Below are 11,823 nucleotides of genomic sequence, written 5' to 3' on the forward strand. Positions count from 1 at the left end.
GTCCGGGAGCGGTTGCGCGTGATCGTCTGGCTGCGCATCGCCGTCCAGTTCCTGCTGCTGGCGGCGCTGACGGCGGTGCTGCTGCCGTTCCAGCTCGTCGCGTTGCGCTTCGATCTCCCGCTTCGCCGCCGCCTGCCGCGTCTCTGGCATCGCGCCGCCTGCCGCACGCTCGGCCTGAAGGTCCGGGTCCACGGGACGCTGGTGCCGCGTCGGCCGCTGCTGCTGGTGTCCAATCATGTCTCCTGGAAGGATATCATGGTTCTCGGCTCCATCGCCGATGTCGTCTATATCGCCAAGTCGGAGGTGCGGGACTGGCCGGTCTTCGGAATTCTCGCCCGGCTCCAGGCGACGATCTTCGTCGAGCGCGAACAGAAGCGCAGGGTCGGAAAGCAGGCCGACGAGATCGCTGAACGGCTGCTGGCCGGCGAGATCGTCGTTCTTTTTCCGGAGGGAACCACGTCCGACGGCAACCGGGTTCTGGACATGAAAACCTCGCTTTTCGGCGCGGCCGCTTCCGCCGTGTCCAGCGCGCCGGAACGCGTCGTCCATGTCCAGCCGGTCTCGATCGCCTATACCGGGCTTCACGGCATGGCGATGGGCCGCTTCCATCGGCCGCTCGCCGCCTGGCCGGGCGATATAGAATTGCTGCCCCATCTTCTCGGTGTCGCCCGCGAGGGGGCGATCGATGTCGACGTCGATCTCGGCGAACAGGTGGACTATCGCGAAGGCGGCAATCGCAAGCAGATCAGCCACGAAATCGAGGCCCGCATCCGCGCCATGCTGGGCACGCGCCTGCGCGGCCGCTGAGGTACATAGGGGAGAGGGCTTCATTTTCCGGGGTTTTTCCACTATGGAAACGCGCATGAGCGAACAAGCACCCACTCTCACCGTTGCGCCGGTGGCCCCGGGCGAGGCGACGGCCGGCCGCAAGGTCTTCGTCAAGACCTATGGCTGCCAGATGAACGTCTACGACAGCGACCGCATGACGGACACGCTGGCCCGGGACGGCTATCAGACGACCGACGTGCTGGAGGAGGCGGACCTCGTCCTCCTCAACACCTGCCATATCCGCGAGAAGGCGGCGGAAAAGGTCTATTCCGAGCTTGGCCGCCTGCGCGACATGAAGAAGGCGCGCGCGAAGGACGGGCGTGCGTTGACGATCGGCGTCACCGGCTGCGTCGCGCAGGCCGAGGGCGCGGAAATCCTGCGCCGCGCGCCGGCGGTCGATCTGGTCGTCGGTCCGCAGACCTATCATCGCCTGCCGGCCATGCTGAAGCGTGCGAAAAGCGGCGAGCGGGTCGTCGAGACGGAATATGCCATCGAGGACAAGTTCGAGCATCTTCCCGCCCCCGACCGCGCGCGGACGCGCGCCCGGGGCGTCACCGCCTTTCTCACCGTGCAGGAAGGCTGCGACAAGTTCTGCACCTTCTGCGTCGTGCCCTATACCCGCGGCGCGGAGGTCTCCCGCCCGGTTGCGCAGATCGTCGCAGAGGCGGAGCGGCTTGTGGCGGCCGGCGTGCGGGAGATCACGCTCCTTGGCCAGAACGTCAACGCCTGGCACGGCGCTGGTCCCGATGGCGGGGAATGGGGCCTTGGCAATCTTTTACGCCGCCTGTCGCAGATCGAAGGTCTTGCCCGGCTGCGCTATACGACGAGCCATCCGCGCGACATGGACGAAAGCCTGATCGCCGCGCACCGCGATCTGCCGAAGCTGATGCCCTATCTGCATCTGCCGGTGCAGACGGGGTCCGACCGTATCCTCAAGGCGATGAACCGTCGGCATACGGCGGCCGAATATATCGCGCTGATCGAGCGCATTCGCGCCGTCCAGCCGGATCTCGCCATTTCCGGCGATTTCATCGTCGGCTTCCCCGGCGAGACGGATGAGGATTTCGAGGATACGTTGCGCCTTGTCGAAACGGTGGGCTACGCTCAGGCCTTTTCCTTCAAATATTCCATCCGTCCCGGCACGCCCGGCGCGCAGATGGACGGCCATGTGGCGGAGGCGGTGAAGGCGGAGAGGCTTGAGCGCTTGCAGGATTTGCTCTTTCGCCAGCAACGCGCCTTCGCCGCCGGCTGCATCGGGCGCGGGATCGATCTGCTGCTGGAAAAGCCGGGCCGCATGCCCGGTCAGCTCGTGGGGCGCTCGCCCTGGCTCCAGCCTGTGAATATTGATGCAAAAGGTTCAGAAATCGGTGACATTATCCGTGTGCGAATCACCGATGCCGGCCCCAACAGCCTCTTTGCCGAGGCGACGGGCGCTTGAAGGAGTCTGACCGCTTGAACGGACATGATGTGATGACGTCGTCGCCGCACCAGTCGAAGATCGTACCGGCAGATGCCGATCATTTCGTGCTGACCTTCGAGAACAATCGATATGCAAGCGAGCTTTTCGGGCAGTTCGACCAGAACCTGAAGCTTCTCGAGCAACGGCTGAACATCGACGCGCGGGCGCGGGGCAACTCCGTGGCCATCTCCGGCGATGTGGTGGCGACCAATCAGGCGCGCCGGGCGCTCGATTATCTCTATGGCCGCCTCCAGAGCGGCGGTTCGGTCGAGCTTTCCGACGTGGAGGGCGCGATCCGCATGGCGATCGCGGCCGACGACCAGCTTTCGCTGCCGACCATGGAGCGCAAGGCGAAGCTGAGCATGGCGCAGATTTCCACGCGCAAGAAGACCATCGTCGCCCGGACCCCGATGCAGGACACCTACATCCGGGCGCTGGAGCGTTCCGAACTCGTCTTCGGCGTCGGGCCGGCCGGCACCGGCAAGACCTACCTTGCCGTTGCCTATGCCGCCCAGTTGCTGGAGCGTGGTGCCGTCGACCGCATCGTCCTCTCGCGCCCGGCGGTGGAAGCCGGCGAGCGCCTCGGTTTCCTGCCGGGCGACATGAAGGAGAAGGTCGATCCCTATCTGCGCCCGCTCTATGACGCCCTTTACGACATGATGCCCGGCGACAAGGTGGAGCGCGCCATCACGGCGGGCGTCATCGAGATCGCGCCGCTCGCCTTCATGCGCGGCCGCACGCTGGCCAATGCGGCGGTGATCCTCGACGAAGCGCAGAACACGACGTCGATGCAGATGAAGATGTTCCTCACACGGCTTGGCGAGAACGGACGCATGATCGTGACCGGCGACCCCAGTCAGGTCGACCTCCCGCGCGGCGTGACGTCCGGCCTCGTGGAAGCCTTGCAGATCCTGAAGGGCGTGGAGGGTGTCTCCGTCGTCCGCTTCAGCGACGCCGACGTCGTGCGCCATCCGATGGTCGCCCGCATCGTCCGGGCCTATGAGGCGCGCACGGCCGTTCAGGATGAAAGCGAGCGGATGGACCGCTGAACGGCGGTCCGGTGTCATGAGCGAACTCGATATCCAGATTTCCGTCGAAGAAGGCGGATGGCCGGCGGAGGAGCATCTGCGCGCGCTCGCCACGCGGGCGCTGGAAGCGGCCGCCCGCGTCCTTGCACGCGAGGAAGCGCAACCCTTCCCGCCGCAGGCACCGGAAGTGTCGCTGGTCTTTACCGGCGATGCCGAAATCCGCGGCATCAATGCCGAATGGCGCGGCATGGACAAGCCGACCAACGTCCTTTCCTTCCCCGCCTGGCCGCTGACGCCGGGGGCAATGCCCGGTCCGATGCTCGGCGACATCATCCTCGCCGAGGAAACGCTTGCCCGGGAAGCCATGGAACTCGGCAAGCCCTTCGACGATCATCTGACGCACCTTCTGGTGCATGGATTTCTCCATCTCTTCGGTTATGATCACATGGAAGACGGGGAGGCCGAGAAAATGGAGGGGCTGGAGACTCGCATTCTGGCGACGCTTGGCCTATCTGACCCCTATGGGGATCACCCCGATTGACAGTTGGAACGATGAGCGATTTCAGGAACCAGTCGACAACGACGGAAAAGTCCGAGGCGGAAGCCTCGGGCGAAGGCGAAGCGGGCAGTAGTAGCAGCGGCCCGCAGAAACCGGAGGGCGGCGCACGTTCGTCCTTGTGGTCGCGGGCGGCGCGCTTCTGGCGCATGTCCGGCGCTTCCAGCTTGCGAAAGGATCTGGCCGAGGCGCTGATGACCGAAGGCGAGGGCGGGGAAACCGCCTTCTTGCCGGGCGAGCGCGCGATGTTGCACAACATCCTGCGCTTCCGCGAGGTCCGCGTCGAGGACGTCATGGTGCCGCGCGCCGATATCGAGGCGGTGGACCAGAGCATCACCGTCGCCGAACTGATGGTCTTCTTCGAGGATTCCGGCCGCTCCCGCATGCCGGTCTATTGCGAAAGCCTCGACGATCCGCGCGGCATGGTCCATATCCGCGACCTGCTCGCCTATGTGACCCGCCAGGCGCGCAACAAGCGCCGGAACGGCACGCGAAACGGTAACGGCAACGGCAACGGAGCGGGCACGGAGAAGGCTGGCAGGACCCCGAAGGCGGATTTCGATCTCGGCCGGGTCGATCTTTCCAAGACGGTGGCGGAGGCGGGCATCATCCGCAACGTTCTTTTCGTGCCGCCGTCGATGCTGGCCGCCGATCTGATGGCGCGCATGCAGGCCGACCGCACGCAGATGGCGCTGGTCATCGACGAATACGGCGGTACGGACGGGCTCGCCTCGCTGGAGGATATCGTCGAAATGGTGGTCGGCGATATCGAGGACGAGCACGACGACGAGGAGGCGATGATCACCCAGGTGAACGACGACGTCTCGATCGCCGACGCCCGCGTCGAACTGGAAGAACTGGCGGAGGCCATCGGTCCTGATTTCGATATCCGCGACCAGCTCGAGGACGCCGATACGCTCGGCGGTCTGATCTTCGCCTCGCTTGGACGCATCCCGGCCCGCGGCGAGGTGGTGCAGGCCGTTCCCGGTTTCGAGTTCCACGTTCTCGATGCCGATCCTCGCCGCGTGAAGCGGGTTCGCGTCACGCGCAAACGGGCCCATGCGGCGCGCCGCCGCGAACGCCGGCCGGAAGGCGAGGGCGCCGATCCCGCCGCCGGACCTGAAAAGCCCTCCGATCCGCCGCCGGCCAAAACCGGAACGCAATGATGCCGGCCTTCCGCCCTTGAGCGGGAGAGGGGACAAGCGCGCGGTTTTTTGAAAGACTGGCGCGGCTGATTCGGGCGGGACGAAAAAGGGGACGGCATGGAGCGGCTGGCGGGCAGGGTCATGCTCCTTTCGGGAGCAGGACAGGCGTTCACGGCGCTCGGCGCCGGCCTTTTTTCGGTTCTGGCGCTTCCGCCCTTCGGCTTCTTCGCCGCGCTTTTCGTTTCCCTGCCTCTCCTTGTCTGGCTGCTTGACGGCGCCACGCCTGCGCCGGGTGCAACGGGCCTGCGCCGCCTCGCGCCGGCCTTCCGCATCGGCTGGCTCTTCGGCTTCGGTTACTTCGTCGGCGGTCTGTGGTGGCTCGGCAATGCGCTTCTGGTCGAGGCGGAGGATTTTGCCTGGGCCTTGCCGCTTGCGGTTTTCGGCCTGCCGGCGTTTCTGGCGCTCTATTACGGACTGGCGACGGCGCTTGCCCGTCTGTTCTGGTCGGATGGATGGGGGCGGATCGCAGCGCTTGCCGCCGCTTTCGGGGTAAGCGAGTGGCTGCGGGGCCTCCTCTTCACCGGCTTTCCTTGGAATGCCGTCGGCTATGGTGCGATGCCGGTGCCGCTGCTCATGCAATCGGCCGCGCCGCTGGGGATCGCCGCGATCAATGCGCTTGCCGTCTTCGTCTTCGCGATGCCCGCGCTCCTTGGCACGCGGCGCGGGTGGAAGGTGGGCCTCGCCCTTGCGGGCGTGCTTTTCGCCGCCCATGTCGGCTATGGCGTCCATGCGCTCCATGTCCGGCCCGTGCCGGCGTCGGCGGAGGCGGTCGTCCGGCTGGTCCAGCCGGTGATCGATCAGGCGATGAAGCTTGACGATTCGGCGCGGGCCGAGATCTTCGAGCGCCATCTCGCGCTGAGCGCCGCGCCGGCGGAAGAAGGCGGCCGCCGGCCCGATATCATCGTCTGGCCCGAAACCTCGATCCCCTTCATCCTGACCCATAATCCCGATGCCCTGTCGCGGATCGCCGAGGTTCTCGATGACGACCAGATGCTGGTAGCCGGCGCCGTGCGCACCGAGGATGGCGGGACGGGCAAGCCGCCGCGCTATTACAATTCCGTCTATGTGATCGACGGCAAGGGCCAGATCACGGCGGCCGCCGACAAGGTGCATCTCGTGCCTTTCGGCGAATATATGCCCTTCGAGGATCTGTTGCAGAGCTTCGGCGTGAGTGCGGTCGCCGCCATGCCCGGCGGATTTTCCGGTGCGCGCGATCATCAGGTGCTGACGGTCGCGGCGCAGCGCCTCTATCCGCTGATCTGCTACGAGGCGATTTTCCCCGACGAGATTGGCGCGCAGGCCGAGGATGTCTCCGCCCTGCTCAACGTCACCAATGACGCCTGGTTCGGTCGGACGCCGGGTCCCTATCAGCACTTTCAGCAGGCACAGTTGCGCGCCGTCGAGCGTGGCCTGCCGCTGGTGCGCAGCGCCAACAACGGGATTTCCGCCGTCATCGACGCCCGCGGCCGTATCGTCACGGGGCTCGCCTATGACGTTCCCGGCTTTGTCGACGCGGCGCTGCCCGGCAGGCTCGACGATCCGGCGGCTGCGGAACGCCACCGGATGGTGTTCTGGGGCGTGATCGCTTTTTTCTTCCTGCTGGCGCTTGTCGCGCGCACCGCTTTTCGTCGGGGATGAATTGACCGGTAACCCCTAAAATTGCATAGTGCGCGCCGACGGTTCTACGAGTGTGACACAGACGGAAGGCTTTCGCGCGTTTCCCCGCAAACAAGGCCTGTTTCACGATAGCCGTCGTGGTGGCTGGGGCAAGTTCCACGCGTTTAGGACACTCATATTATGGCGGAAAACAAGAAGAAGCCGAATCCTATCGATATTCATGTCGGTAGCCGTATCCGGCTTCGGCGCACCATGCTCGGCATGAGCCAGGAAAAACTCGGGGAAAGCCTGGGCATCACCTTCCAGCAGATCCAGAAGTACGAGAAGGGCACGAACCGCGTCGGAGCGAGCCGGCTCCAGAACATCTCCACCATTCTGAACGTACCGGTTTCCTTCTTTTTCGAGGATGCTCCCGGCGAGCAGACCGATGCCCAGGGCGGGTTTTCGGAGGCATCCAGTTCGAACTACGTGGTGGATTTCCTGTCTTCCTCCGAGGGGCTGCAACTCAACCGGGCTTTCGTCAAGATCAGCGACCCCAAGGTGCGTCGCAAACTGGTGGACCTCGTCAAGGCGCTGGCCACCGAGGCCGAAGCCGACTGATCCCATCGGCCATATGAGAACGAAAAAGCGGCCGCTCCGGTCGCTTTTTCGTTTGGCGGGATCATTGTGTTCCTATCGATCCACCCCGAGACATAAGCATATTCTTATGTCTTTCTGCGCTTGTCTTTTGCGAGCGAACTGACTAACACATGCGGAGTCCATCTTCTTTGAGGGGAATTCCCGCATGCGCAGCAGCTACCTTTTCACCAGCGAGTCCGTTGCCGAGGGGCATCCGGACAAGGTGTGCGATCGTATCTCCGATGAAATCGTCGATCTGATCTACCGCGAAGCGGCCAAGACCGGCGTGGACCCCTGGTCGGTGCGTATCGCCTGCGAAACGCTGGCGACGACCAACCGCGTCATCATTGCCGGCGAGGTCCGCCTGCCGCCGAGCCTGATGAAAAAGGACAAGAACGGCAACGAGGTGATCAATCCCTCGAAGTTCAAGGCGGCCGCCCGCAAGGCGATCCGCGACATCGGTTACGAACAGGACGGTTTTCACTGGAAGACCGCGAAGATCGACGTGCTGCTGCATTCCCAGTCCGCCGATATCGCCCAGGGCGTCGACAACGCCGCCGACCAGCAGGGCGACGAGGGGGCCGGCGATCAGGGCATCATGTTCGGCTATGCCTGCCGCGAGACGTCCGAACTGATGCCGGCGCCGCTCTACTACGCCCATCGTATTCTCCAGCTTCTCGCCGCCGCCCGCAAGAAGGGCGAAGGCGAGGCGGCGAGACTCGGCCCCGACGCCAAGAGCCAGGTGACCGTCCGTTACGTCGACGGCAAGCCGGCCGACGTCGCCTCGATCGTGCTCTCCACCCAGCATCTCGATCCGGAATGGGATTCCGCCAAGGTCCGCACGGTCGTCGAACCCTATATCCGCGAGGCGTTTTCCGACTTGAAGATCGCCGACGATTGCGTCTGGTACATCAACCCGACCGGCAAGTTCGTCATCGGTGGCCCCGATGGCGACGCGGGCCTGACCGGCCGCAAGATCATCGTCGACACCTATGGCGGCGCTGCGCCGCACGGTGGCGGCGCCTTCTCCGGCAAGGACACCACCAAGGTCGACCGGTCCGCGGCCTATGCGGCCCGCTATCTCGCCAAGAACGTCGTGGCGGCAGGACTGGCCGACCGCTGCACGATCCAGCTTTCCTACGCCATCGGCGTCGCCCAGCCGCTGTCGGTCTATGTCGATCTGCATGGCACCGGCCGGATCGCGGCGGAACAGGTGGAAGCGGCCATCCGCCAGGTCATGGACCTTTCTCCTTCCGGCATCCGCCGCCATCTCGATCTCAACCGGCCGATCTATGCCAAGACGGCCGCCTATGGCCATTTCGGCCGCAAGGCCGGCCGCGATGGCGCCTTCTCCTGGGAGAGGCTCGATCTGGTGAGGCCGCTCAAGGAAGCACTGAAGGTCGCCGCCTGAACGGGACCGGTCTTTCCCCGGTGCCGGTTGCGCACTGGACGCGCGCGCAGGCTGATCGTAAAGAACGGGTGCTCCGGTCACGGAGCGCCCGTATTCGTTTGCACCAACTGGATGAACCCATGACCGAACCGCATCGCACCCGTTCGACGGAGGCCTTCTTCGGCCGGCGCAAGGGAAAGCCGCTGCGGGAGCGTCAGGCCCATCATCTGGAAATCTTGCTGCCGGCCCTGAAGGTGGATCTTTCAGCGCCGCCGCCCGCCGATGCCGCCGCCCTTTTTGCGGAGCGCCCGGCCCGTATCCGCCTGGAGATCGGCTTTGGCGGCGGCGAGCATCTGATCCATCGCGCTCTGGAAACGCCCGGGACGGGCTTCATCGGCGTGGAGCCCTTCGTCAATTCCATGGCCAAGCTCCTGGGGCGGGTGGAGGAGACGGGCGCGCGCAATATCCGGCTCTACGACGACGATGCGACGGAACTGCTCGACTGGCTGCCGGAGGCGTCGATCGACCAGATCGACCTGCTCTATCCCGATCCCTGGCCGAAACGGAAACATTGGAAGCGACGCTTCGTCTCCAGCGTCAATCTGGATCGCTTCGCCCGCGTGCTGAAGCCGGGCGGCCTGTTCTGCTTCGCATCCGATATCGACAGCTATGTCAACTGGACGCTGATGCATTGCGGTGCACATCCGGCCTTTTCGTGGACGGCGGAGAACGCCGCCGACTGGCTCACGCCCTTTGCCGGCTGGCCCGGCACGCGCTATGAGGCGAAGGCCCGCCGGGAAGGGCGCGGCTCGGCCTATCTGACCTTCCTTAGAGCGTTTCCGGCAAAAGCGTGAAACGGTTTTGCGTCCGGAAATGCGGCTTGAACAAAGAGATAGGGCGGTTCTACCGTACCGGTGAAAACCGGAACCGCGCTACGGCCTGAAGGCCGTCGCGGTCCTTTTCCATGCCCGGCGCTGCGCCGTCAGTGCAGGCTGACGGTGCGCAGGTCGTCCTCTGCGGCCTTGAAGAAGGTGCTGGAGCGGTTGTCCGTCAGCAGGATCGGCGTTCCGTCGGCGCCGAACAGCGCCCAGAGATCGAGGCTCGGGTCGATTTCCGGCGCTTCGGGGAAGCAGCGCGACACTTCATCCGCCTTGATCTTGCGGATATAGCCGACTTCACCAGCGCCGAGATGAGCAAGATCGGCCTTCGAGACGGTGGGGGTCGTGGTTTTCAGTCCCATTTTTGCCTCCATGGCAGTTCCGGCAGCAGCCGGCCGCCCGACGCGCGCGGCCACGCTGGCCCATCGGCGCGTTCGACGATCAGGTTATGCATGAGACGATCCGGCGGTGTTCCCGCAGGAACGGCTCATGCTCTAGTCTGGTACGGAAATGTTAATTTTCTTTACCATGCGGACGGGTTCCGGTCGCACGAGGTCCACCGACAGCAGGCCGTTGCGCAGTTCCGCCCCGCTGACATACATGCCCTCGGCCAGCATGAAGGTGCGCTGGAACTGGCGCGCGGCGATACCGCGATGCAGGTAGTCCCGCTCGCCGCTGTCGACCTGCCTGCCGCGGATCACCAACTGGTTTTCCTCGGTCGTCACATCGAGTTCGTCTTCGGAAAACCCGGCGACCGCCAGCGTGATGCGCAGCCGTTCGGGCGAATCGGCTTGCTCGTCGGCGCGAAGGCGTTCGATATTATAGGGCGGATAGCCGTCATTGCCCTTGGCGAGGCGCTCAAGGGTCTTTTCCATGGTGTCGAAGCCCAGAAGCAACGGGCTTGTGAAAGGCGTTATGCGCGACATTTTTTCGAGTCCTTGGCTGTCAAGCGACCGTGACGGGACCCGCAATCGGCCTTCCCGCCGAAGCCAATATGGGGGCTGGCCCGCGACGGTGCAAGACGCTTGCGATTGTGCGCCGGGCAAATATAGTCGCCGCGGACTGCCGTTCCGCGTGAAGGGCGCGTAAGGACGAAGGAACGGAGGCGGCATGGCCGAGCCACGCAAGATCATCATCGACACGGACCCCGGCCAGGACGACGCCGCAGCGATCATGCTGGCGCTCGCAAGCCCGAAGGAACTGGAAATCCTGGGGCTTACGACGGTCGCCGGAAATGTGCCCCTGTCGCTGACGTCGCGCAACGCGCGGATCGTGCTGGAACTTTGCTCGCGCCCGGATGTGAAGGTTTTCGCCGGCGCCGAGCGGCCGGTGGCGCGTCCGCTGGTGACGGCCGAACATGTGCATGGCAAGACCGGCCTCGACGGGCCGGAACTGCATGAGCCGCAGATGCCGTTGCAGTCGGAGCATGCCGTCGATTTCATTATCGCGACGCTGATGCGGGAGCCTCCCGGCACGGTGACGCTCTGTACGCTCGGGCCGCTCACCAATATTGCGCTGGCGCTGGAAAAGGCGCCGCAGATCGCGGGGCGGGTGCAGGAACTGGTGATGATGGGCGGCGGCTTCTTCGAAGGCGGCAACATCACGCCGGCGGCCGAGTTCAATCTTTACGTCGATCCGGAGGCGGCGCACGCGGTATTCCGTTCCGGTATGCCCATCGTCATGATGCCGCTCGATGTCACGCATAAGGTCATGACCCTGAGGCGCCGCGTCGAGGCGTTGCGCGCGATCGGCAACCGGCCGGCGCTTGCGCTTATCGCGATGCTGAATTTCTTCGAACGCTTCGACGTGGAGAAATACGGCTCGGACGGCGCGCCCCTGCACGATCCGACGGTAATCGCCTATCTCCTGAAGCCCGGGCTCTTCTCCGGTCGTGACTGCAACGTCGAGGTGGAGACGCAGTCGCCGCTGACCGCCGGCATGACGGTGGTCGACTGGTGGCGGGTGACCGGTCGCAAGCCCAATGCGAAAGTCATGCGGGATATCGATGCGGAGGGGTTCTTCGCGCTTCTTGGCGAACGCCTGGCGCGCCTTTGACGCGGGCGCCGGAGATCGGACCGATATCGGAGGCCGGCGGAAACGCCGGCCTCCGTTTTTCAGTGTGCCGGCGATGCCGGCAGGCGATCAGAATTCCTCCCAGTCGTCCCGCGCCAGCGCCGCATTGCCGGCAGTCCTCGCGACGGCGCGGCCGGCCGGCGGGTTGCGCGCCGGCTGCGGCGCGGCGCG

12 protein-coding genes are annotated in these 11,823 nt (G+C 64.9%); 10 read left to right on the forward strand and 2 right to left on the reverse strand.

Going from position 1 to position 11,823, the window contains the following annotated elements; all coding sequences use genetic code 11:
- Window positions 1-18: 18 nt before the first annotated feature.
- The 9 genes from olsA to trmB all read left to right on the forward strand — a co-directional run bounded on the left by olsA (window position 19) and on the right by trmB (window position 9,555).
- Window positions 19-807 carry a lyso-ornithine lipid O-acyltransferase gene (olsA, locus tag KYK29_RS20380; RefSeq protein WP_254692738.1) on the forward strand — a complete coding sequence of 263 codons (789 nt, stop codon included), beginning with the start codon at window positions 19-21 and terminating at the stop codon, window positions 805-807.
- Window positions 808-862: 55 nt separating this feature from the next.
- Window positions 863-2,266, forward strand: a complete 1,404-nt coding sequence (gene miaB / locus KYK29_RS20385; protein ID WP_254692739.1) for a tRNA (N6-isopentenyl adenosine(37)-C2)-methylthiotransferase MiaB — start codon at window positions 863-865, stop codon at window positions 2,264-2,266.
- 14 nt (window positions 2,267-2,280) lie between these two features.
- The gene (locus tag KYK29_RS20390) at window positions 2,281-3,336 is read left to right on the forward strand and encodes a PhoH family protein (protein ID WP_254692740.1); all 1,056 of its coding nucleotides are present in this window, start codon (window positions 2,281-2,283) and stop codon (window positions 3,334-3,336) included.
- A 16-nt stretch (window positions 3,337-3,352) separates the two neighbouring features.
- A complete protein-coding gene (ybeY, locus tag KYK29_RS20395; protein WP_254692741.1) occupies window positions 3,353-3,856 on the forward strand; it encodes an rRNA maturation RNase YbeY in 504 nt (167 codons plus the stop codon).
- A gap of 11 nt (window positions 3,857-3,867) precedes the next feature.
- On the forward strand, window positions 3,868-5,037 hold the full coding sequence (locus KYK29_RS20400; RefSeq protein WP_254692752.1) for a transporter associated domain-containing protein: 1,170 nt from the start codon (window positions 3,868-3,870) through the stop codon (window positions 5,035-5,037).
- A 96-nt stretch (window positions 5,038-5,133) separates the two neighbouring features.
- Window positions 5,134-6,714: an apolipoprotein N-acyltransferase gene (gene lnt, locus KYK29_RS20405; RefSeq protein ID WP_254692742.1), complete on the forward strand. Its 1,581-nt coding sequence runs from the start codon at window positions 5,134-5,136 to the stop codon at window positions 6,712-6,714.
- A 159-nt stretch (window positions 6,715-6,873) separates the two neighbouring features.
- Complete coding sequence (locus tag KYK29_RS20410) at window positions 6,874-7,293, forward strand: helix-turn-helix domain-containing protein (RefSeq protein ID WP_254692743.1); 420 nt, start codon at window positions 6,874-6,876, stop codon at window positions 7,291-7,293.
- A 184-nt stretch (window positions 7,294-7,477) separates the two neighbouring features.
- The gene (metK, locus tag KYK29_RS20415) at window positions 7,478-8,722 is read left to right on the forward strand and encodes a methionine adenosyltransferase (RefSeq protein ID WP_254692744.1); all 1,245 of its coding nucleotides are present in this window, start codon (window positions 7,478-7,480) and stop codon (window positions 8,720-8,722) included.
- 119 nt (window positions 8,723-8,841) lie between these two features.
- Window positions 8,842-9,555: a tRNA (guanine(46)-N(7))-methyltransferase TrmB gene (trmB, locus tag KYK29_RS20420; RefSeq protein WP_254692745.1), complete on the forward strand. Its 714-nt coding sequence runs from the start codon at window positions 8,842-8,844 to the stop codon at window positions 9,553-9,555.
- A 128-nt stretch (window positions 9,556-9,683) separates the two neighbouring features.
- Here the strand turns inward: trmB and KYK29_RS20425 are convergent, their stop codons facing one another.
- A complete protein-coding gene (locus KYK29_RS20425) occupies window positions 9,684-9,941 on the reverse strand; it encodes a BQ00720 family protein (RefSeq protein WP_254692746.1) in 258 nt (85 codons plus the stop codon).
- Window positions 9,942-10,073: 132 nt separating this feature from the next.
- The gene (locus KYK29_RS20430) at window positions 10,074-10,505 is read right to left on the reverse strand and encodes an Hsp20 family protein (protein ID WP_254692747.1); all 432 of its coding nucleotides are present in this window, start codon (window positions 10,503-10,505) and stop codon (window positions 10,074-10,076) included.
- 184 nt (window positions 10,506-10,689) lie between these two features.
- On the opposite strand from KYK29_RS20430, the gene KYK29_RS20435 reads away from it, so the two are divergent.
- A complete protein-coding gene (locus tag KYK29_RS20435) occupies window positions 10,690-11,634 on the forward strand; it encodes a nucleoside hydrolase (protein ID WP_254692748.1) in 945 nt (314 codons plus the stop codon).
- The last annotated feature ends 189 nt before the right edge of the window (window positions 11,635-11,823 follow it).

This window comes from Shinella daejeonensis (assembly GCF_024281235.1).
Classification (GTDB): Bacteria; Pseudomonadota; Alphaproteobacteria; order Rhizobiales; family Rhizobiaceae; genus Shinella; species Shinella daejeonensis.

Bases quoted from the DNA above. Each gene is read 5' to 3' on its own strand.
- miaB (WP_254692739.1), top strand. From the start codon at position 863: ATGAGCGAACAAGCACCCACTCTCACCGTTGCGCCGGTGGCCCCGGGC.
- ybeY (WP_254692741.1), top strand. From the start codon at position 3,353: ATGAGCGAACTCGATATCCAGATTTCCGTCGAAGAAGGCGGATGGCCG.
- KYK29_RS20400 (WP_254692752.1), top strand. From the start codon at position 3,868: ATGAGCGATTTCAGGAACCAGTCGACAACGACGGAAAAGTCCGAGGCG.
- lnt (WP_254692742.1), top strand. From the start codon at position 5,134: ATGGAGCGGCTGGCGGGCAGGGTCATGCTCCTTTCGGGAGCAGGACAG.
- KYK29_RS20410 (WP_254692743.1), top strand. From the start codon at position 6,874: ATGGCGGAAAACAAGAAGAAGCCGAATCCTATCGATATTCATGTCGGT.
- metK (WP_254692744.1), top strand. From the start codon at position 7,478: ATGCGCAGCAGCTACCTTTTCACCAGCGAGTCCGTTGCCGAGGGGCAT.
- trmB (WP_254692745.1), top strand. From the start codon at position 8,842: ATGACCGAACCGCATCGCACCCGTTCGACGGAGGCCTTCTTCGGCCGG.
- KYK29_RS20425 (WP_254692746.1), bottom strand. From the start codon at position 9,941: ATGGGACTGAAAACCACGACCCCCACCGTCTCGAAGGCCGATCTTGCT.
- KYK29_RS20430 (WP_254692747.1), bottom strand. From the start codon at position 10,505: ATGTCGCGCATAACGCCTTTCACAAGCCCGTTGCTTCTGGGCTTCGAC.
- KYK29_RS20435 (WP_254692748.1), top strand. From the start codon at position 10,690: ATGGCCGAGCCACGCAAGATCATCATCGACACGGACCCCGGCCAGGAC.